Source organism: Niastella yeongjuensis (assembly GCF_900110245.1).
GTDB lineage: Bacteria > Bacteroidota > Bacteroidia > Chitinophagales > Chitinophagaceae > Niastella > Niastella yeongjuensis.
In genome coordinates, this window is record NZ_FOCZ01000007.1 from 46,380 (window position 1) to 67,054 (window position 20,675).

The 20,675-nt window shown below is 46.0% G+C and carries 18 protein-coding genes; 15 read left to right on the plus strand and 3 right to left on the minus strand.

Annotated features, from left to right (window positions below):
* The first annotated feature begins 31 nt into the window (after positions 1-31).
* Positions 32-1,384 (plus strand): alpha-L-fucosidase, encoded by a 1,353-nt coding sequence (locus BMX95_RS19175; protein ID WP_081204048.1) that lies wholly within the window; start codon positions 32-34, stop codon positions 1,382-1,384.
* 95 nt (positions 1,385-1,479) lie between these two features.
* Here BMX95_RS19175 and BMX95_RS19180 read toward each other — a convergent pair whose 3' ends face one another.
* Entirely contained in the window at positions 1,480-2,298 is an 819-nt protein-coding gene (locus BMX95_RS19180; RefSeq protein ID WP_133054068.1) for a hypothetical protein, read from the minus strand.
* Positions 2,299-2,888: 590 nt separating this feature from the next.
* Here BMX95_RS19180 and BMX95_RS19185 point away from each other — a divergent pair.
* The 12 genes from BMX95_RS19185 (at position 2,889) to BMX95_RS19240 (ending at position 15,479) form a co-directional block, all read left to right on the plus strand.
* Positions 2,889-3,443 carry a hypothetical protein gene (locus tag BMX95_RS19185; RefSeq protein ID WP_081204046.1) on the plus strand — a complete coding sequence of 185 codons (555 nt, stop codon included), beginning with the start codon at positions 2,889-2,891 and terminating at the stop codon, positions 3,441-3,443.
* Between the two features lie 372 nt (positions 3,444-3,815).
* The gene (locus BMX95_RS19190; RefSeq protein WP_081204045.1) at positions 3,816-4,610 is read left to right on the plus strand and encodes a HipA family kinase; all 795 of its coding nucleotides are present in this window, start codon (positions 3,816-3,818) and stop codon (positions 4,608-4,610) included.
* A complete protein-coding gene (locus BMX95_RS19195; RefSeq protein WP_081204044.1) occupies positions 4,588-4,971 on the plus strand; it encodes a DUF3037 domain-containing protein in 384 nt (127 codons plus the stop codon). The genes BMX95_RS19190 and BMX95_RS19195 overlap by 23 nt, the downstream gene beginning before the upstream one ends.
* A 442-nt stretch (positions 4,972-5,413) precedes the next feature.
* A complete protein-coding gene (locus BMX95_RS19200) occupies positions 5,414-6,490 on the plus strand; it encodes a fatty acid desaturase family protein (RefSeq protein WP_081204043.1) in 1,077 nt (358 codons plus the stop codon).
* A 184-nt stretch (positions 6,491-6,674) separates the two neighbouring features.
* On the plus strand, positions 6,675-9,641 hold the full coding sequence (locus BMX95_RS19205) for an SBBP repeat-containing protein (protein ID WP_081204042.1): 2,967 nt from the start codon (positions 6,675-6,677) through the stop codon (positions 9,639-9,641).
* Positions 9,642-9,729: 88 nt separating this feature from the next.
* A complete protein-coding gene (locus BMX95_RS19210; RefSeq protein WP_081204041.1) occupies positions 9,730-10,428 on the plus strand; it encodes a Crp/Fnr family transcriptional regulator in 699 nt (232 codons plus the stop codon).
* Between the two features lie 208 nt (positions 10,429-10,636).
* Positions 10,637-11,176 (plus strand): YceI family protein, encoded by a 540-nt coding sequence (locus BMX95_RS19215; protein WP_165759096.1) that lies wholly within the window; start codon positions 10,637-10,639, stop codon positions 11,174-11,176.
* A 79-nt stretch (positions 11,177-11,255) separates the two neighbouring features.
* Entirely contained in the window at positions 11,256-11,756 is a 501-nt protein-coding gene (locus BMX95_RS19220; RefSeq protein WP_081204039.1) for a DinB family protein, read from the plus strand.
* The gene (locus BMX95_RS19225; protein ID WP_081204038.1) at positions 11,744-12,475 is read left to right on the plus strand and encodes an NRDE family protein; all 732 of its coding nucleotides are present in this window, start codon (positions 11,744-11,746) and stop codon (positions 12,473-12,475) included. The genes BMX95_RS19220 and BMX95_RS19225 overlap by 13 nt, the downstream gene beginning before the upstream one ends.
* Entirely contained in the window at positions 12,472-13,536 is a 1,065-nt protein-coding gene (locus BMX95_RS19230) for an ATP-grasp domain-containing protein (RefSeq protein ID WP_081204037.1), read from the plus strand. Before BMX95_RS19225 ends, BMX95_RS19230 begins: the two co-directional genes overlap by 4 nt.
* Before the next feature lie 227 nt (positions 13,537-13,763).
* A complete protein-coding gene (locus BMX95_RS19235) occupies positions 13,764-14,417 on the plus strand; it encodes a LysE family translocator (RefSeq protein WP_081204036.1) in 654 nt (217 codons plus the stop codon).
* Positions 14,418-14,621: 204 nt separating this feature from the next.
* The gene (locus BMX95_RS19240) at positions 14,622-15,479 is read left to right on the plus strand and encodes a hypothetical protein (RefSeq protein WP_133054067.1); all 858 of its coding nucleotides are present in this window, start codon (positions 14,622-14,624) and stop codon (positions 15,477-15,479) included.
* Positions 15,480-15,702: 223 nt separating this feature from the next.
* On the opposite strand, the gene BMX95_RS19245 is transcribed toward BMX95_RS19240, so the two are convergent.
* On the minus strand, positions 15,703-17,013 hold the full coding sequence (locus BMX95_RS19245; protein WP_081204034.1) for a 4Fe-4S dicluster domain-containing protein: 1,311 nt from the start codon (positions 17,011-17,013) through the stop codon (positions 15,703-15,705).
* 252 nt (positions 17,014-17,265) lie between these two features.
* On the opposite strand from BMX95_RS19245, the gene BMX95_RS19250 reads away from it, so the two are divergent.
* Together BMX95_RS19250 and BMX95_RS19255 are read left to right on the plus strand one after the other, a co-directional pair.
* Entirely contained in the window at positions 17,266-17,763 is a 498-nt protein-coding gene (locus BMX95_RS19250; protein WP_081204033.1) for a phosphoribosyltransferase family protein, read from the plus strand.
* Positions 17,764-18,041: 278 nt separating this feature from the next.
* Entirely contained in the window at positions 18,042-19,775 is a 1,734-nt protein-coding gene (locus tag BMX95_RS19255) for a phospho-sugar mutase (protein ID WP_081204032.1), read from the plus strand.
* A 246-nt stretch (positions 19,776-20,021) separates the two neighbouring features.
* Here BMX95_RS19255 and BMX95_RS19260 read toward each other — a convergent pair whose 3' ends face one another.
* On the minus strand, positions 20,022-20,576 hold the full coding sequence (locus BMX95_RS19260; RefSeq protein WP_081204031.1) for an OmpH/Skp family outer membrane protein: 555 nt from the start codon (positions 20,574-20,576) through the stop codon (positions 20,022-20,024).
* Positions 20,577-20,675 lie beyond the last annotated feature (99 nt).

Below are 20,675 nucleotides of genomic sequence, written 5' to 3' on the forward strand. Positions count from 1 at the left end.
AAATCTCAATGGGAAATGGTATTTTCATAACATGAAATACCTTCTTGCAACGATTGCCAGCTTACTGCTTATTTCTGCCTGCCTGTTTTCTCAATCTACTGCCAACAGCAATAGTAGTTACACGCCCACGCAGCAAAACCTGCAGGCCCGGCAACAATTCCAGGTCGATAAATTCGGGATGTTTATTCATTGGGGTTTATCCAGCACACTCGCCGATGGCGAATGGGTAATGAATAACCGGAACATAAAGGTGGTTGATTATACCCGCCTGCTGCATGCGTTCAACCCCGTTGATTTCAATGCAGCGCAATGGGTAGCTACGGCCAAAAACGCGGGTATGAAATACATTGTTTTCATTACCCGCCACCACGATGGATTCTCCAACTGGGACACAAAATATTCCGACTGGAAAATAACCAATACAACCTATGGTAAAGATGTATTGAAAATGTTGTCGGAAGAATGCCGCAAACAAGGCATAAAACTCGGACTGTATTATTCCCTGCTCGACTGGTACCGCACCGATTATCCCTGGGAAACCGGTCGTACGGGAAAGGGTACGGGCAGAACCGGTAAAGGCGATTACGCCTCGTACCTGCAGTTCATGAAGAACCAGTTAACCGAATTGTTGACGAACTACGGTGATATCATGTGTATCTGGTTCGATGGGCATTGGGACCAGACCAATCCCGAAGGCCAGGCCGATCGTTCTTCGCGCATCGACTGGAAGTATAACGAGATCTATGAGCTCATTCATAAATTGCAACCGCAATGTATGATCGGCAACAACCATCATATGACGCCATTTGCGGGCGAAGATTTTCAAATGTTCGAACGGGACCTGCCGGGTGAGAACAGGTCGGGATTGAGCTTTCAAAAGCCATCAGACGCATTGCCATTAGAAACCTGCGAAACCACCAATGGCGCCTGGGGATATAACATCACCGATCGTAATTATAAATCGGTGAACCAGGTGGTGCGTTTACTGGTGGGTGCTGCCGGTCGGGATGCCAACCTGTTGTTGAATGTAGGGCCGATGCCTACAGGTGTAATACAATCGGAGTTTACCGATACGCTGGCCGGAGCAGGCAAGTGGCTGCAACAATATGGCGAAAGCGTATATGGAACCCGTGGTGGTCCGCTTAAACCGCAGGATTGGGGCGTAACCACGCAAAAAGGCAAGTTCATTTATTTGCACGTTTTCAAAGCACCTGATGCCGACGTTATTCTGTTACCCGACGGCAAGATGAAAATTAAACAGGTAAAACTATTGGGTACGGGTACACCGGTTAAATACACAAAAATGAAAAATGGCGTAGCAGTTTCTACGGAGGGGCTGGCGATTGCAGAACCGGATACGATTATTGTGATTGAGCTGATGTAATAAGGGCAGAAGGCAGAGGGCAGAGGGCTGAAAGAAATACACCCCTGCACGGCCCCCGGCCGCCTCCCGGCCTTCTGCCAGATGGGAGGCCTGCGTTATTCCATAGCTAATACCTTCCCGCCACCAACATACTTGACCATTTCAACTTCCCCGCGTTCCATAGATCCATAGGCAATGCCAATGGCCAGTAAACAACTGTAGTTGTTAATTTCTGTGGAACCTATTACTTCGGCTGGTGATGCGTTGAAACTGCAGGTAAGTGTAACGGCCTGGCTTTTAGGGGTTATATTGAACCAGCCGGTTTGTTCAATTACCCGATAACCAGGTGTTAGCGGGTAACCAGCTTTAGTCTTATATCCCCTGGCGCCGTAAAATACATCTTCAACAACACCCAGGATTGAGATAAATTTATACCAGGTGAATTGCTCTTGCGGAAAGAAATTGGCCCCTGGTATAAGTTCAGGGATAGTAACCGTGGCCGATAGCTTTTCTTTCGACAACGTATAGCTAATTGGGTTAGTAATAATGTTGGTAAATGGAGTGCGCCGGTTGAGATTAAAACCCGTCAGCAATCCGGGATTTTTTGTAAGTTCAATGTTTCGTTCCCCGTGCTCGCTCACGGTATCCAGCACCTGGATGGGGATGAATAGTGAGGTCAGCGGCCCGGCTAAATTATAATCGCCCACATATTTCATCGGCCTAAGGATTTGCATTACCAGGCTGGCTATGTGCGCTCTTCCGCCAAATTCGCTGTTGTTTCGGCGGGTAGTTTCAAATGACGCCCTGTTTTTTACCATCTTTTTGGTGGGGCCGCCTTTTCTACGAACAATCGGTTCATCGAAGCCCCTCATGTTGTAAATGGAGATCTTACCTACAGATCCGGTAAGGTCAAATGGTTTTTTCATTCGTCCCATGATAATTGGTTTAATGATTAATTAATACATGTAATTTACAAAAAATATGTAACAGCGCATTCGCGTTAAGGTTATATATTTTCGGAATTTTCACGCGTCTTGTGTTCTCCTTGCTTTATCCACGTTTTCCTTATGTTTTTGCCTGTGCGGCCTTATTCCAGGCTCAGGTCAGCCTTATATCAGATTTACTACTATCACCCTATTGACGCCCAGTTATTTAGCTGTTGTTCCGTACATGTCTCGTCTCTTTATAGGAACGAGACATATACGAGACATGTACGGAACATATACGGCACATATACGAGAGTTTGATAAAGCTGAAGTGAATGTAACTTATAGCTGAGGTAGCCTTTGTTTGAGGGAAACATGGTATAACAGTAAGGATGAACAGGAAAAAAGTCGGCGGTTGGGCGTTACAGCTGTAACAAATTAATTGAATTGGCTACTTATAATCCGATTAAAAAAAGGATATCAAAAGCCGCAAATACTAAGGTAAGTAGGTATTTATCAATCAGATAATATTGCTTTATTATCAAATACATTTTATTTGCATGCTTTTCCAACTTGGATTATTTAAACTATTTTAATTTATGAAAAAAGTAATTCTCCTAGGTACTATTGCTTCCGTTCTTGTTTTAGCAGCTTGTAAAGGCGGCGCCAAAAAAGAAGAAACCGGCGAAAACGCTGCCACTGCTTCTTCGTCTCCTGCTTCCAGTGAAGAAGCCAAACCGGCTGCCAACCAGCCCAAAGAATATAATGTGGCCTTCACCCCCGATTCTGCCATTTTAGGCAAAAAGAAAGAAGCTCTTGTTAAGCTCACCGGCGCTACCGCCATGGCCATGACCGACCCCGATGGTAAAGACAATGGCATTGAACTGGTGATAAAAATACAGGGTACCAATAAACAAACTATCAAAGATGGTTCCGGTTTTTCAGTTTCTTATGCTGACAGCCGCCTGCAATTAGACAACGGCACCAACGTTGTTGCCAAAACTGGTACCGATTACGTGCGTGCACAACCTGAAGCTACCGGCAAAGAAGAAAGCTGGACGTATGTAATTCCTGCCGGCGCCAAACCTACAGCCCTGAATCTGTTTTACGATGATACCCGCGTTTCTGTTGGTGTTGCTTTGAGTGAGAAGTAAAAGAAGGGCAGAAGGCAGAGGGCAGAGGGCAGAGAGAAATACAAAAGGCAGTAGGCAGTGGGCAGTAGGCTGTGGAGGAAAACCAAAGGCAATGGTCAATAGGCAATCGGCCTCGTCGTCGCCCTCGTACGCTAACGTTTTTTAACCTTTAGGCCTAAGCTCTTTTGTAAAACATGCTTAAGCTACAGGCACACACGCTTGTAGCTTTTTTCATGTACTGTGGTTTTAAGGTTGGTCTACTGCCTATTGCCTACTGCCCACTGCCTACTGCCTTTTTCTCTGCCCTCTGCCTTCTGCCATTTGCCTTATGCCCTTTGCCTTCTGCCCTTTTTGCCTTCTGCCCATTTTCCCCTAATTTTAGCCCCATTTTTTATGTCACAACAACCAGAAATAAGAACAGTGAACGTAACCCGTTACGTTACGCCCTTGCGCGAGGGTGGTTCGCTGCCTGCCATTGCAGAAGCTGATGATGGTTTTATGTATGTGCTCAAGTTTAGGGGCGCAGGGCAGGGGATAAAAGCGCTGATCGCGGAACTGATAGGCGGTGAAGTGGCCCGGGCACTGAGTTTAAAAATACCCGAACTGGTATTCGCCAATTTAGATACTGCTTTTGGTAGAACCGAACCCGATGAGGAGATCCAGGACCTGCTGAAAGCAAGTGTTGGGTTGAACCTGGCCCTGCACTATTTATCGGGCGCCATCACCTATGACCCGGCTGTAGTAAAGATCGATGCCCTGCTGGCCTCCCGGATCGTATGGCTCGATTGTTTGCTGATGAATGTGGACCGTACGGCCCGCAATACCAATATGCTTATCTGGCACAAAGAGCTGTGGTTGATTGACCATGGGGCTACTTTATATTTCCACCATAACTGGCCAAACTGGAAAGAGCAGGCACAAAAACCATTTGTGCAGGTAAAAGACCATGTTTTACTGCCGCAGGCTTCACAACTCACCGAAGTAGATGCCGAATTCAGGGCGGTGCTTACACCGGAACGCATCCGCGCAATTGTTGAGCTGGTGCCCGATGAATGGCTGGCAACCGATCTTGCTGAAGCCTCTGTTGCTGAACGCCGCCAGGTGTACGCAGATTTTTTAATAACCCGAATTGCATCGTCACACATTTTTGTAAAAGAAGCCCAACATGCAGGAAAAATACTTATTTGAATATGCCATCATCCGTTTGGTGCCCAGGGTAGAACGGGAAGAATTCTGCAATGTGGGCATTATTTTGTTCAGCAAAGAGCGAAAGTTTTTGCAGGCTATGCATACCGTGAACGAAAACAAGGTAAAAGCACTGGATGAAAAAGCAGACATTCCCGAGGTGCTGGCCTACCTGCAGGCATTTGAAAAGATCTGCCAGGGTGCAAAAGACGGCGGCCCTATTGCCCAGTTGGATATGCCCTCGCGTTTTCGGTGGTTAACCGCCCAACGCAGCACCATTTTGCAGACCTCGCGCGTGCATCCGGGCTTTTGCCAAAATCCGCAGGAAGCATTGGTACGGCTTCACCAGCAATTGGTTTTATAACTGGTTCAAAGCGAACAATTCTTTAGCGAAAATTCCGTTTATAAGGGGTCCAGTTAGAAAATATCCAATATCTGTCATGGCATAGAGTTTGCTCATCTTCGATGACTCTGATTTTATGCTGTAAAAACCGATCGCATATGAATTTTTTGCGTCCGTCTCATGAACCCGCCTGCACTACTAAAAGTGCAATCTCTCCTGTCAGTTATTTGTGTTTTTTTGACCGCCGGCTACCAACATTTTTATGACAATTGTCAACCGGAGAAATGAGAATTATCAATTTGAAATCATTGTATTAAATGGGGGTTCTTTAACATTTCTTTCCATACCTTTGCGACGCTAAAAAAACCTGACGTATCTTCCCCCAAACGGCAAATAAAGCGCTCCTGAGTGTAGCATTTTATTAGAGTTAAAAAGTTGATACTAAAACAATTTTCGCATTATTATGCCTAAAGTAACCTTTAATAATAAAGACAAGAGCTTTTTCAATACACTAAAGTCGTCCGTTGATCAATATTTTGCTACGCATAATATCAAGAGAACCGGCAACTGGGCCCTGTATAGCAAAACTGCTATTCTGGCTCCGCTGGCGATCCTGATCTACGCATTCCTGCTGTTTTTATCCATGCCGGTTATTGTGTCCATTGCCCTTTGTTGTATCCTGGGTTTTGTACTGGCCAGTATCGGATTTAATGTAATGCACGATGCCTGTCACGGCAGTTATTCAAGCAAAGGCTGGGTAAATGAAACCATGGCCCTTAGTTCGAACCTGCTGGGCGGTAACACGTACATCTGGAAATTCAAACACAATATCGTTCACCACACCTATACCAACATCGATGGGGTTGATGATGACATCGCACTCAGCCCGCTGATGCGTCAGTGCGAAACCCAAAAATGGTTACCGCCACACCGGTTCCAGCATTATTATGGTTTTGTATTGTATGCGTTCACTTCACTGGCCTGGTTCTTTGTGATGGACTTTACAAAATATTTCAACCAGAAAGTACACACGACACCCATGACCAAAATGGATACCAAAGAACACGTGATTTTCTGGTTGAGCAAGTTCCTGTATGCTGCATTGTTTGTGGTTATTCCTATTCTGCAATTAGGCTGGTTGCCCTGGATGTTCGGCTTTATAGCCCTGAACCTGACGCTGGGTTTAACCCTGGCCGTGGTATTTCAGCTGGCACACGTGGTTGAAGACACCGATTTCGTACATGCCGACCAGGTGGAACCTATGAAAATTGAAAACGAGTGGGCTATTCACCAGGTAAGAACTACCGCTAACTTTGCTCCCCGTAATAAATTTATTTCCTGGTATGTGGGTGGATTGAACTATCAGGTAGAACACCACCTGTTCCCCCGTATCAGTCACATACACTATCCTGCTATCAACCGCATTGTAAAACAAACCTGTGCGCAATTCAACATTGCTTACAACGAGTTTCCTACCATGCAGCAGGCCATAGCATCGCACTATCGCATGATCCGTGAATTGGGTAAAAAACCAGCTTAGTTCAACGTACAAATAATTGTGAAAGGGCCTTTACGGGCCCTTTTTTGTTTTACGGTAACGGATGCCGTTTAACAGTAATATCTCCGTATTTACCTGATAGATATCAGCAGCACGTTCATTTCCTACGTGGTGTAAATAGCTTACAGTACTATTTACCACCATTGTTAATTCTTAAACCAAAATTATGAGGAACGTGCTGAGCCTTAGGAAGTCACTGCTTCTGGCGGGTGTGCTATTTTCGGCTATCAATTGTATGGCCCAGGTAACTGAAAAATGGGTGAAACGGCAAAACGGAGATGCTAACAATCCCGATTGGGCCAATGCCCTGGCTGTTGATCATTATTGCAATGTGATCGTAACAGGATTTAGCGAAGGCAAAGGCTCCGGTAACGACTATGCCACCATCAAATACAACGACGAGGGAGATACAAAATGGGTAAAAAGGTTCAATGGCCCCGGTAATGCCGATGATGAGGCCGCTGCTACTGTCGTTGACAGCAAAGGCAATGTATATGTAACGGGTTATAGTACCGGCAGCGGCACCGAAACCGACTTTGCTACTATAAAATACGATGAGGAAGGAAATACAAAATGGGTTAAACAATTTAACGGCCCCGGTAATGGCGCCGATGAAGCTGCTGCCATTGCTGTGGACGAAGACGGCAATGTATATGTAACGGGCTATAGCACAGGCAATGGGACCGGTTCCGATATTACCACCATTAAATACGACATCAATGGAAATACCAAATGGGTGAAAAGGTATAATGGCCCCGGAAGTAGCAGCGATGAGGCTACTGCTATTGCCGTAGACAATAACGGTAATGTATATGTAACCGGCTGGAGTACCGGTAGTGGAACAGGAGGCGATTACACCACCATTAAATACGACAAAAATGGCGTGCAGCAATGGGTAAACAGGTATAATGGACCCATCAATGATTTCGATATAGCCAGGGCCCTGGCTGTTGATGGCGCCGGCAACGTATACGTAACAGGCTATATTACCAGAATAGAAAATCAGGGTGAAGGCAGTGCCACCGATATGGCCACCATCAAATACAATGCAGCGGGTGTACAGCAATGGGCAATAGTGTATAACAAACAAAGCCGGGATGAAGCCTATGCGTTAAAAATTGACCAGGCTGGAAATGTATACATAACCGGGATGAGCGGCCCAACCGTTGAAGATCCGGAAAACGACTATGTAACCATCAAATACAACACTAGTGGCATACAACAATGGGTAGCCATATATAGCGGTGCTGGTTATGGCTTTTTTGGCTCAGACGCGTTTGCCAGCAGCCTGGAATTGGATGCGGCGGGAAATGTATATGTAACAGGTGGCAGTTCCTTTCAGGCTGAACTGGACTATGTTACCATTAAGTACAATGCCAATGGCGTGCAGCAATGGTTGGCCCACTATGACGGTCCGGCAAATGATATAGACAGGGCAAGCGCCATTGGTGTCGACAAAAATGGCAATGTCTACATCACCGGACGAAGCAGTCTTGGTAATAGTGCCGACTATGCCACCATTAAGTACAATTCAGCCGGTATGCAAAAATGGTTAAAGCGGTATAACGGCCCGGGTGGTGAACTAAAGGGAGGCGCTGATATGGCAAATGCGCTTGCGGTAGATAAGGACGGGCATGTGCATGTAACAGGCGGTATGACCAGGCTCATTACGGGTTCGGATTATACCACCTTCAAGTATAATACAAACGGAGACAGGGAATGGAAAAAAACATACAACGGTCCGGGCGTTGGGCCCGACCAGGCTACTGCTATTACCCTGGATGCACAGGGCAATGTATATGTAACCGGAGGCAGTTTTGGCAAGGGATCACTGGAAGATTTTGCCACCGTTAAATACGACGCAGCTGGCAATACCCAGTGGGGAAAAAGGTATAATGGGCCTGATAATTTAACTGACCGCGCAAATGCCATTGCAGTGGATGCCCAGGGCAATGTATATGTTACAGGAATAAGTACCGCCAGCAATTTATATGGCGATTATGCTACCATCAAGTACGACGCAGCTGGAAATACCAAATGGGTGAAAAGGTATAATGGCCCGGCGAACAGTTACGATGAAGCAGTGTCGATTGCAGTAGATGCTTCCGGTAATGTATATGTAACCGGTAAAAGCTATGGAGTAACAAGCTTTGATGACTTTGCAACTATTAAGTACGATGCCAATGGAAACCAGCAATGGGTTGTTCGATTTAATGCCCCCTATAATGCCGATGATGAACCCAAAAAACTGGTGGTGGATGCGGCAGGCAATGTATTGGTTACCGGTTATAGCTGGGGTAACAGCGGAACAATAGACTATACCACCATTAAATACAATACGGCAGGTGTGCAGCAGTGGCTGGCGAGGTACGACAGCCCTGCTAATGGTTTCGATGTGCCCAATGACCTGGCCGTGGATGCTGCAGGCAACGTGTATGTAACAGGAAGCGGCGGGAACTTCGGAAGCGGAGCTGACTTTACCACCGTTAAATACAATGCAGCAGGCGTGCAGCAATGGGCTGCCAGCTACGATGCCGCCAATTCTGAAGATATAGGCAATGCCGTGACAGTAGATGCCCAGGGAAATGTGTATGTAACGGGATCGAGCCGGCTCGATAACAATTTGTTTGAAGACTACGCCACTGTAAAGTATAATGCCATGGGTGTGCAGCAATGGGTGGCCAGGTATACCGGACCAGGCAATCACACAGATATGCCCACGGCTATTGGCCTCGACAAAAATGGCAATGTGTATGTTACCGGCTACAGCGTTGGCGATGGTACGGGGAACGATTATGTTACCATCAAATATGAACAAACACCACTACTGACTACCCGGGCTGAAACTATACCCGAACTAAACAACCGCGTTATAGAGCAGCAGGCAGCGGTTAAATTGACCGCGCGGGCATTCCCCAATGCCTTTACGGAATACATCAACCTGCAATGGAGTGGCAGCGATAAACCGGTAAATATTACCATTACGGATGTAATGGGCCGGCAGGTAGAAAAGAAGACTGGTTTAGCACCCAGTGGCACTTTGAGAACAGGCGGTAATTTCGGAAAGGGGGTATACTATGCAGAAATAGTGCAGGGATCAGAAAAAATCTTGTTGAAACTGGTTAAAAATTAATCCAGAAATACGCTGATACAGCGCCCCTCATTGCCTCCCCCTATTGGGCGAAGGTTGGTGGGGGGCTTTTTTTATTTAATTTCGCCCTATGTCAGGAGATGATAAGTGGCTTTTAATACGCAATTACGATCTGTGGGCGCATTTAACCGATCAGGAAATGGAGGACCTCAACATAGTGCACAACTTTATTGAGGCGCCCAAAGGCGATTACATTTACTTTGAGGCTTTTCATCACAACAAACTGTATTTCGTAAAAGAAGGGTTTATCCGCATCGGCTACATTGACGACAGCGGCCGGGAAGTGATCAAGGAGATCATTCAGAAGGGCGAACTGTTTGGCCAGATCACCCTGGAGAAAAACAGTTTGAATGGGGAATTTGCCCAGGCGTACAAAAGCGAAGTGAACCTCTGCGCTTTTGCCATCGACGACTTCCAAAAACTGTTGGAAAAAAAGCCGCTGCTGGCGCTTAAATACAGCAAAATGGTGGGGTTTAAACTCAGGCGGATCGAAAGCCGGCTGGTGAACCTACTGAACAAAGATGTAAAAAGCCGCCTCCTTAACTTTCTATGGCAGCTGGTACAAAAACACGGCGACTCCAATGCCGGCAGTACCTGCATTCCCAACTATCTTACGCATGAAGACATTGCCAACCTGATAGGGTCGAGCAGGCAAAGCGTTACCACTCTTTTTAACGAACTGGCCACCGATGGCCTGGTTACCTACAACCGCCGGGAGATCTGCTTTCCCGATGTTAAAAAAATACAAAACCATTACACTGGTGCCTAACCGATAGGCTTCAATAAAGTCTGATTGAATAAGTAGCAACAACCGGCCTTTGAAAAACTACGTAAAGGCTGTGGGGATTGCTATTTATAATCAGCAAATTGTGCCATCTGTATGGGTAAAAATGAGGATTGTTTTCCCCGCTTTTTGTTAAAAGATTTAACATCTGATATAGTTTACCGGAAGTACTTTACATTAAATGGTTTTATATATGAAGAAATTAATGGTTATTGTTCTGGGCCTGTTCCTTTCGTTCCCGCTTTTTTCGCAATCATTGACGCCGATAGACAGTGCGTCGGAAGTAACCTTCAAAATAAAGAACCTCGGATTCAATACAGGCGGCTCTTTTAGCGGGCTGGCGGGCAATATCACCTTCAACCCCGACAACCCGGATGGCTGCAGTTTTGATGTACATATTGATGCAAATACGGTTAATACCGGCGTTGAAATGCGCGATGACCACCTGCGCGGCAGCGATTACTTTGATGTCAAAAATCACCCTCAGATCAGGTTTGTATCACAAAAGGTAACCGGATCAAAAAAGAACGGAACATTATTTGTTTCCGGTAAGCTTACCATAAAGGGAGTCACAAAGGATATTTCTTTTCCTTTTACGGCGCAGCCTGTTAAGGATGGATATTTGTTCAATGGGGAGTTTAAAATAAATCGCCGGGATTTTAAGGTAGGCGGGGGAAGTACGGTGAGCGATAATCTAACGGTATTCTTAAAAGTGACGGCCAGAAAAGTATAGTTCGGGTATACGGTAAAAACCAAAAGAACGCAAAATCTTTACAGAAAAATAATTTTATATTTAGGAACAAAACCGACCAATGCAATTACAACAAGCTGTAAACACGATTTTTGTACAACTGGCTGACTCGCTCAGCCAATTGTCGCCACCGCAATACAGCCAGTCGTGTGCAACCCTGTTCAATAATACGATTGGCCAGCACGTGCGACATATCATCGAGTTGTTTCAATGTTTGGAGAATGGATATGAATCAGGCACTGTCAATTATGAAAAACGTAAACGCGACACATTGCTGGAGACCGATAAAGAGCTGGCGGGTCGCCTGTTACTGGACGTTCACCGGGGGCTGAACAAACCCAATAAAACACTCACCCTGGAAGCCAGTTACGATGAACATGTTACCGATTCCATTGCCATTGATACCAATTATTTCCGCGAAATAGCCTATAATCTCGAACACACGATCCATCACATGGCATTAATACGGGTAGGCATTACAGAGATCACCAATATCCAGTTACCTGACAATTTTGGGGTAGCATCCTCTACCATTAAGTACCGTAAACAATGTGCACAGTAACATTTATCCGTTCAGCGGATAAAATATATATAACATCCAACCGCGATGAAAAGCATTGGCGTTCCAGTGCATTTCCACCCAACGTATATGCCGGTACATCGGGCAGGTTATTATACCCGAAAGACGGCGATGCCGGTGGCACCTGGATAGCTGCCCATGAAAATGGCAATGCCATCGTTTTTCTGAATGGCGGGTTTGTTCGTCATACGCCAACACCACCTTATCGTAAAAGCCGTGGCCTGGTGTTGCTCGATCTGTTGGATTCCACCAACCCGGTGACGGGTTTCAGACAGCTGACGTTACAACAAATTGAACCCTTCACTGCTGTGATCTGGAATACCGGTCAGTTGTTTGAATGCCGGTGGGATGGTGAAAAAAAGCGGGTGACCGAACTGAACGATTCCGAACCGCATATCTGGTCGTCGGTTACCCTGTACGAGGAAGCAGTAGTGGCAAAAAGAAAAAGCTGGTTCAGGCAATGGCTGCAACAACATGCCGAGCCAACTCCCGGCGACATCCTGCATTTTCACCAGTTTACCGGTGACGGGGATGCCCACAACGATCTGCTGATGAATCGCAACGGACAGGTATTCACTGTAAGCGTTACTCAATTAACCCTTACCGATGAACACACCGAAATGCATTACCTGGATCTGAAAAACAGCAACACCTTCACGCAATATTTAACAGTTGAAAAATCAATGGCGGGCCGAGAATGAACAGCATACAACGCATCCTGCACCGACCGTTCTTTATAAAGTTATTTAACTGGGAATACTGGAGCTTTGCAACGGTTTACTTTTGTATTTACCCGGTGTGGTTCTTGTTATGCCTGCGTGCGCGATCGTTCTTTTTTTTTGCTGCCAGCAATCCCACCATCAGGAACGGCGGCTTTTTGGGCGAAAGCAAAAAAGACATCATCACCATCATTCCCCCGCAATACCATCCCCCCAGCGTTTTCTTTTCCATCCCCTCCAATGGCCCCCTTGTTTTACGCGAGTTGCAACGGGCGGGGTTACAATTCCCGCTTATTGGCAAACCCAATATCGGCGGCCGGGGCCGGGGCGTAAAAGTATTACGCAATGAAGAAGATGTATTAAACTATGCGCGTACTGCCTATCTTGATTTTCATATCCAGGAGTTTGTTCCATGGAAACTGGAAGCCGGGATCTTTTATGTTCGTTATCCCGACCAGGCAGCCGGTGCTGTTACCGGTATAGTATACAAAGAGTTTTTATCGGTAACGGGCGATGGCAAACATACGGTGTTGCAGTTATTACAAAAAGATAAACGGGCGCTGATGTACCTCGGCAGTTTACAAACAATCCATGGCAACCGCCTGAATGTGGTATTGCCGCCCGGTGAAAAAATGATCGTGTCGCCATTTGGCAATCATGCCCGCGGGTCCAAATTTATTGATGCCAGTCACCTGGCCGATGAAACGCTGACGCAGGTCATCGATAAGATCTGTAAACAGATCCCCGGTTTTTATTTTGGCCGGCTCGATATCCGTTTTGAAAGCTGGGAAGCATTGAAGTGCGGCAGGAATTTTTCAATCATTGAAGTGAATGGGGCGGGGGCAGAACCGACACATATTTATGATCCGCGTCACTCTATTTTCTTTGCCTGGAAAGAGATCATCAGGCATTGGGTGATGCTTTACCGCGTCAGCCGCATCAACCATCAAAAAGGACATCGTTACCTTGGTTTTAGGGAAGGAATTGCCATGTTTAAAGAAGCTAAAGACTGGGCAAGGAAATTGAATGCGATGACGGAGTAGATAAAGGGCAGAAGGCAGAGGGCAGAGATAAATACACCTCTGCGCGCAATTGCTAAATGCTGCAAGCCGTCGAGGCCAGGGCGTTTTCGCCGCCGCGGGAAGTGTATTCCTTTCTGCCCTCTGCCTTTTCCCTACTGCCTACTGCCTGCTGCCTTTTTAAAGTGCTTTAACATTAAGCCGCTTCCCAACTGAATCACTATTGACCACAAAATAACCAACATAAGAAATTGCATCTACGTATCTTCCTCACCGGTATGTTTATCAGCTTCCTCGGTACTTTGCCGTTGGGGACGTTGAATGTGGCTGCCATGCAGATCTCGGTAAGTGATGGCATTCGGCCTGCTTTGTATTTTTCGCTGGGGGCCCTGCTGATAGAGATCATTTATGTGCGGATGTCGCTGGTGGCGATGGACTGGGTGCAAAAACAGGAGCGGTTGTTCCGGTGGCTGCAATGGTTTACGGTACTGATCATAGTGGCCCTGGCAGTGACCAATTTTATTGCTGCAGCCAGTCCGCACGTTAAAAAGAACATTATTCTCTCGCATACGATCCATCGTTTTTGGTTAGGTGTGGCCATGAGCGCCATTAACCCGGCACAGATCCCTTTCTGGTTTGGCTGGAGTACGGCCCTGTATACCAAAAAGATCCTGCTGCCCCGTAACGACATCTATAACGCTTATATCTGCGGTATTGGCCTCGGTACCTTTCTGGGGAATGCAGTGTTTATTTTCGGCGGACAGCTCATTGTAACCCGTTTAAACGCGAACCAGGGTGTTATCAGCTGGATCATAGGCGGCGTGTTTGCGGTAACGGCCATTATTATGAGCTGGAAGATCGTGCTTAATAGAAAACCGAAGCAGGAGGCAGGAGGTAAGAGGTAAGAGGTAGGAAGTAAGAAGCTCGCGAATTTCTTCGTACTACCTTCTTCCTTCGTATTCTTTAAAAAACGAATACCGGTTCTTAATCAAGAACTTACATAATAAGTGTATTTTTCCTCCAAACAAACACACCAAAAAAAAGCGATATACGTTTTAAACCTTGCACCCGGTTGTAAGTCTGATACCGGACCTTTAAAATTCATACCCATGCAAAAAAGACGATCCATTTTCTTCGGCTTAATGGCCTGCTGCCTTGTTACTACCACTTTTTATGCCTGTAAAAAGGAGGCAAAAGATGCAAAAGATGCGGCTACCGATATCACTGCTGCGAACGATAACACCATGGCTGAAAGCAATTACAACGATGCTACCAACATGGTTGACCTTTCCGCAGCAGCCGGTACCAATTTTACCTTCAGAACAGAGACTGGTCCAGGCGTCGCCCGTATTGAAGAAGTGCTGGGCACCTGTGCAACCGTATCGGTAGATACCGTTGTCCGTAAAATTACCATCGATTTCGGTGCTGCCGATTGTGTTGGTCCCGACCTCAGAAAACGCAGAGGTAAGATCATTGCTACCTGGACGGGCAGCTACCGCGCTGCGGGAACCGTGATCAATATTTCTTTCGACAACTATTTTGTAAACAACAACCAGGTAAAAGGTACCCACAAGACCACCAATATGGGTTTTAACCAGGCTGGTAACCTTGTTTATAAAATTGAAGTAGATGGTTCTATCGTAAAAGCCAATGGCGGCACCATTACCTGGAAATCTACCCGCGAACGCGAATGGACTGCAGGCATCAGCACGCCATTGAATCCATTGGATGATGTGTATTCAATCACCGGTTCTGCCAGCGGTACCACTGCTGCCGGCGCTGCGTATAACATCAGCATTACACAACCACTGATTAAAAAAATGAACTGCTACTGGTTCGACAGCGGTAAAGTTACATTGACACCTGCCGGCGGTTCAACCTGGACACTTGACTACGGCACCACTGGCTGCGATGCCAAAGCAACTGTTTCTGTAGGCGCTTTATCGTATGATATTGTTTTGTTCTAAAGAAGTAGTCTTCTTAGTCACATAATATAGTGTATGTTTTAATGAAAAAGCCCCTCATAAATGAGGGGCTTTTATTTATTTAACCAGCTTGTAAGGGCAGAGGGCAGAAGGCAGAGGGCAGAAAGAAATACAAAAGGCACTGGGCAGACGGCAGACAGTTGAAAGCCCAGGCCAGAAACTGTATTCCCTTACCGCTTATCGCTTAAAGCTTACAGCTGTTTTATTACATTTCAGAGACCCATTTATCCCGGTCATCCGGACTGAACTTCCAGGGTGCGAAGTTATTCTCCACATTGCTGAACATGGCGTTCCATTCCTGCGGGGCATTGCTTTCTTCCATGATGAGTGAACGGCGCAATTCGAGGATGATCTCCAGTGGACTGATGCTCACCGGACATTCCTGCACACAACTGTTGCAGGTAGTGCAGGCACGCAATTCTTCTACCGAGATATAATCGTGCAGCAGCGTTTTACCATCTTCTTTAAACTCCCCATTTTGATCTATGTTCTTGCCAATATCTTCGGCCCGGTCGCGGGTAGCCATCATGATCTTGCGGGGCGACAATTTTTTACCGGTGATGGTAGCCGGACAAGCCGCACTGCACCGGCCACATTCTGTACAGGAATAGGCATCGAGGATATTGCGCCAGCTCAGGTCAGGAACGTCTTTTGCGCCAAATTTGTCGGGCGTCGTTGCATCGGTTGGCGCCAGTTCGGGTTGCATGGCGTACAACACTTCATTTTGAATAGCCGGCATATTGCTCATTTTACCCATGGGCTGCAGCCGGGTATAATAAGCATTGGGAAACGCCAGCATAATATGCAGGTGTTTGGAGTACGGCAGATAATTCAAAAAAGCAAAGATGCCCAGGATGTGCAGCCACCAGCAGGTTCTTTCAACTCCTACCAGGGCGTTATCGCTTAAGCCGCCCAGCAGCGGGTGCAGCATGGAAGAAAATGCAAAGTTACCGGTCACGTGTTCCCCATAATGACCATACCCACGTTGCTGTAATAGCGTATCGGCGGAATTCATGGTGAGGAAAAGCGTCATCAGTACAATCTCGGTAATCAGGATATAATTGGCATCGCTGCGCGGCCAGCCGTTCAGATCGGGACTGGCGAGGCGTTTTACTTTTACTATATTTCTTCTTAAAAGAAAAATAACACAACCCAGTAATACGGTGATGGCCAGAAATTCAAACGCATTGATCAGGTATGGATATACGACGCCGCCAAAACCTGAGAAAATGCGATGGGTACCGAATACGCCATCTATCAGGATCTCCAGTACTTCGATATTAATAATGATAAAGCCCGCATAAACAAAAAAGTGCATCACGGCCACCAGGGGATTGCGAAACATCTTTTTTTGTCCGAACGCCAGCAGCAGCACATTGCGCCACCGTTCGCCGGTACGGTCGCTATAGTCAGCCTCCTTACCTAATAAGATGTTGCGGCGTATAGTCATTATCTTTTTACTAAAAAACCATATGGCTGCAGCCGAAATGATGATGAATAGTATCTGGGGTATCATATAGGCTAAGATAAGTTAACTAGTTGACAAGTTGACGGGTTGACAGGGTAAAATGAAAGTGGAATCTGGATAAAAAGGGAGGAAGACGTGGTTGATAAAGGTAGAGGGCTGACCAGCGAGTTGGCGAGTTGACCAGTTGACCAGTTGACCCGGCTTACGGCTAATAGCATGCCGCTTAGAGCTGTATTTCTTTCTGCCTTCTGCCCTCTGCCTTCTGCCTTTTTTTCTATAGATTTGGCCAAAATAACTGACATGTCGCGAAATTATATCCTTGATAAGGAAACGGTAGCCCGGAAATTGCAACGGATGGCTTATGAGATCGTAGAAAACAACCTGGATGAAAAGGAAATTATTCTCGCCGGTATTCGGGAAAATGGCAGCGTAATTGCCCGCAACATAGAGCAACTGTTACATTCAATAAACAGCAATATAAAGATCTGGAATATCGAGATCACCCTCGATAAAAAAGCGCCGCACGATATAAAACTGAGTGGGGAAACCGATTTTACCGATAAGGTGATCATTGTGGTGGATGATGTAGCCAACAGCGGCCGTACCATGTTATGGGCCATCAAGCCTTTTCTGGCCTACCTGCCCAAAAAGATCCAAACGCTGGCGCTGGTTGAACGCACGCACAAAACATATCCTGTTAACACAGATTATGTAGGCCTGTCGGTAGCTACCACGCTGCAGGAACATATTTTCGTTGAGGTGGACGGGGAGATTGTTAAAGGGGCTTATATGGAGTAGGGTAGTTCAAAGCTTAAAGTTCAAAGTATAAAGTTCAAAGTATAAAGTTCAAAGTATAAAGTTCAAAGTATAAAGTTTAAAGTTCAAAGTATAAAGTTTTAAGTTCAAAGTTTAACGTTCCGGGTTCAAAGGGCCGGGTTGGGGTTGCCGCGTTGAGGCTTTCTGCCTTCTGCCCTCTGCCTTCTGCCCTTCCCCGGGTATGCTTTTTGAATGTAAAAAGCGTCCAATCGGAAAATTATATAACTTCAAATTTTCAAAATAACCTCAATTTGAGTACTATGGATGATGCAATTATGCAGCGCGTTCAGGTTTGGAAAGACGGAAATTACGATGATGCCGCCAAACAGGAAATTGCCAGACTTGAAAAAGAGAATCCCACCGAGCTGGCCGATGCTTTCTACCGCAACCTGGAATTTGGAACAGGTGGTTTACGCGGTATTATGGGCATAGGCACAAACCGCATTAATAAATACACGGTTGGTATGGCCACCCAGGGTTTTGCCAACTACTTAAATAAAACCTATCCCGGTGGCGTAATCCGCATTGCCATTGCACACGACAGCCGTAACAACAGCCGTCAGTTTGCAGAGATCACTGCCAATGTAATGGCCGCCAACGGTATTAAGGTGTTTTTGTTTGAAGCGTTACGTCCAACCCCCGAATTAAGTTTTACCATTCGCCAGCTGGGTTGCCAGGGCGGTGTGGTTTGTACGGCTTCGCACAATCCAAAAGAATACAACGGGTATAAAGCATACTGGAACGATGGCGGGCAGCTGGTGCCGCCGCACGACAAAAACGTCATCAAAGAAGTGGAGGCCATCGAGTCGGTTGATGAAGTGAAATGGAGTGGGGGCGAAGCTGCCATAACCATCATTGGTAAAGACATGGACAACCAGTATATCGACATGGTGAAAAGCCTGAGCGTTTACCCTGAGGTGATCACCCGTCAGCACGACCTGAAGATCGTTTATACCCCCATACATGGAACCGGTATTATGCTGGTGCCTCAGGTGCTGGAACGTTTTGGTTTTACCAATGTGCGTATTGTAGAAGAGCAGGCTAAACCCGATGGTAATTTCCCTACGGTGGTCTACCCCAATCCGGAAGAAAGTGAAGCCATGAGCATTGGTTTGAAAAAAGCCAGGGAACTGGATGCCGATATTTTACTGGGAACCGATCCTGATGCCGACCGCGTTGGTATTGCCATAAAAGACAAACAGGGCAACTGGGTGTTGATGAATGGTAACCAAACCGCCGTTCTGGCCTTCAACTATATCATTGAAGCACGCAAGGCCAAAGGCATTGCCCGGCAGAACGATTTTGTGTGCAAGACCATTGTAACTACGGATATGATCGACCGCATTGCGGCTGATAATAATGTAAAATGTTATAATGTATTAACTGGTTTTAAATGGATCGCCGAACTGATCAAGGAAAAAGAAGCCACGGAACATTACACCATAGGTGGTGAAGAAAGCTATGGCTTAATGATCGGTAGCCAGTTGCGGGATAAAGATGCTGTATCGGCCGTAGCGCTGCTGTGCGAAATGGCTGCCTACGAAAAAGACAAAGGCAGAAGCCTGTTCGAAAAACTGATCGATCTGTATGTACAATACGGCTATTATAAAGAGCATTTGATCTCCATTACCAAGAAGGGGATGAATGGTCAAAAAGAAATTGCGGAAATGATGGATGGCTATCGGAACAACCCGCCATCAACCATCAATGGTTCGCCCGTGGTGCAATTGCTCGATTATGAACTGCGCAAAGGCAGGAACCTGCAAACCGGTGAGGAGTGGGCCATCACGCTGCCTGTTTCAAACGTGCTGCAATTTATTCTGGCGGATGGCAGCAAGATCTCAGCCCGCCCCAGCGGTACAGAACCCAAGATCAAATTCTATTTCAGCGTAAATACTAAAATTGCAAGTGCTGCTGAATTCGATTCTATCCAGGTTAAAGGTAACCTCGATAAGAAGATACAAGGCATTATCAGTGATATGGGGCTGAAGTAGTTGGGTGGTGCTTTCGAGGTGACGTATTGCTTATCGTAATATAAGGAAACGAAGTAAGAAGTAGGAGATTAGAAGTAAGAAGAGTCTGAATGTCGGGACTCGCGCTTCTTGTCTTCTACTTTTTTATTGAGGTGCTTTCATAAAAAAAAGCAGGAAGTAAAGAGGTGTATTTTCATACATCCTACTTCTTACTTCCTACTTCTATTACTTATAAAAAACTCAGCTTGTCGCTGCGTCTATTTCTTCTTAGTTCTTCTTTGGTGCTTCAGCGGGTGCATCTTTCACAGGTGTAATGTTTAATTTTTTGAACACCAGTGGTAAAATGTCATCTGCAGAAGGGAAAGCGATCAATTGCTCTTTAGGCAGAATGTACGCATAGCCATTTTCTTTGGCAACGGCCTGTGAAGTTTGAACGGCTTTGTCCTGGATGGGCGCCAGCAATTCCTGCTCGTGATTGTTCATCATTTGTTGAGCTTCCTGGTTAACAAAGTTGGTCCATTTAACATACAGGTCATTCAGCTCTTTACGCTTTACTTCTTTTACCGGAGAAGTCATTTTTGCTGAATCGGTTATAAACAATTTTTGTTTATCGATAAACGCCTGTTGGTAGTCAGTTCCCTGTTGAACCAGGGCTTTCTGATATTCCTGCATATCGCCCTGTGCTTTTTTGTACTCGGGCATATTAGCTACCAGTTCCTGCAGGCTGATATAACCAATTTTATTTTGAGCATGTGCCTGCATTGTATTTGCCAGCAGACCAATGGTAAAAATCGCTACAATTGCTACAAATTGCCTCTTCATATTGGGGGTTTAAGTTATTTAGGTCGCAAAAATAATGGAATTCGCTACTTCCCGGGAAAAAATACAAGGTGTTTCTTTGGTTCCTAGGGATTTTATTTA

Bases quoted from the DNA above. Each gene is read 5' to 3' on its own strand.
- BMX95_RS19210 (WP_081204041.1), top strand. From the start codon at position 9,730: ATGTCAGGAGATGATAAGTGGCTTTTAATACGCAATTACGATCTGTGG.
- BMX95_RS19240 (WP_133054067.1), top strand. From the start codon at position 14,622: ATGCAAAAAAGACGATCCATTTTCTTCGGCTTAATGGCCTGCTGCCTT.
- BMX95_RS19215 (WP_165759096.1), top strand. From the start codon at position 10,637: ATGAAGAAATTAATGGTTATTGTTCTGGGCCTGTTCCTTTCGTTCCCG.
- BMX95_RS19220 (WP_081204039.1), top strand. From the start codon at position 11,256: ATGCAATTACAACAAGCTGTAAACACGATTTTTGTACAACTGGCTGAC.
- BMX95_RS19200 (WP_081204043.1), top strand. From the start codon at position 5,414: ATGCCTAAAGTAACCTTTAATAATAAAGACAAGAGCTTTTTCAATACA.
- BMX95_RS19255 (WP_081204032.1), top strand. From the start codon at position 18,042: ATGGATGATGCAATTATGCAGCGCGTTCAGGTTTGGAAAGACGGAAAT.
- BMX95_RS19260 (WP_081204031.1), bottom strand. From the start codon at position 20,576: ATGAAGAGGCAATTTGTAGCAATTGTAGCGATTTTTACCATTGGTCTG.
- BMX95_RS19190 (WP_081204045.1), top strand. From the start codon at position 3,816: ATGTCACAACAACCAGAAATAAGAACAGTGAACGTAACCCGTTACGTT.
- BMX95_RS19250 (WP_081204033.1), top strand. From the start codon at position 17,266: ATGTCGCGAAATTATATCCTTGATAAGGAAACGGTAGCCCGGAAATTG.
- BMX95_RS19175 (WP_081204048.1), top strand. From the start codon at position 32: ATGAAATACCTTCTTGCAACGATTGCCAGCTTACTGCTTATTTCTGCC.
- BMX95_RS19225 (WP_081204038.1), top strand. From the start codon at position 11,744: ATGTGCACAGTAACATTTATCCGTTCAGCGGATAAAATATATATAACA.
- BMX95_RS19245 (WP_081204034.1), bottom strand. From the start codon at position 17,013: ATGATACCCCAGATACTATTCATCATCATTTCGGCTGCAGCCATATGG.
- BMX95_RS19185 (WP_081204046.1), top strand. From the start codon at position 2,889: ATGAAAAAAGTAATTCTCCTAGGTACTATTGCTTCCGTTCTTGTTTTA.
- BMX95_RS19230 (WP_081204037.1), top strand. From the start codon at position 12,472: ATGAACAGCATACAACGCATCCTGCACCGACCGTTCTTTATAAAGTTA.
- BMX95_RS19180 (WP_133054068.1), bottom strand. From the start codon at position 2,298: ATGGGACGAATGAAAAAACCATTTGACCTTACCGGATCTGTAGGTAAG.
- BMX95_RS19195 (WP_081204044.1), top strand. From the start codon at position 4,588: ATGCAGGAAAAATACTTATTTGAATATGCCATCATCCGTTTGGTGCCC.
- BMX95_RS19205 (WP_081204042.1), top strand. From the start codon at position 6,675: ATGAGGAACGTGCTGAGCCTTAGGAAGTCACTGCTTCTGGCGGGTGTG.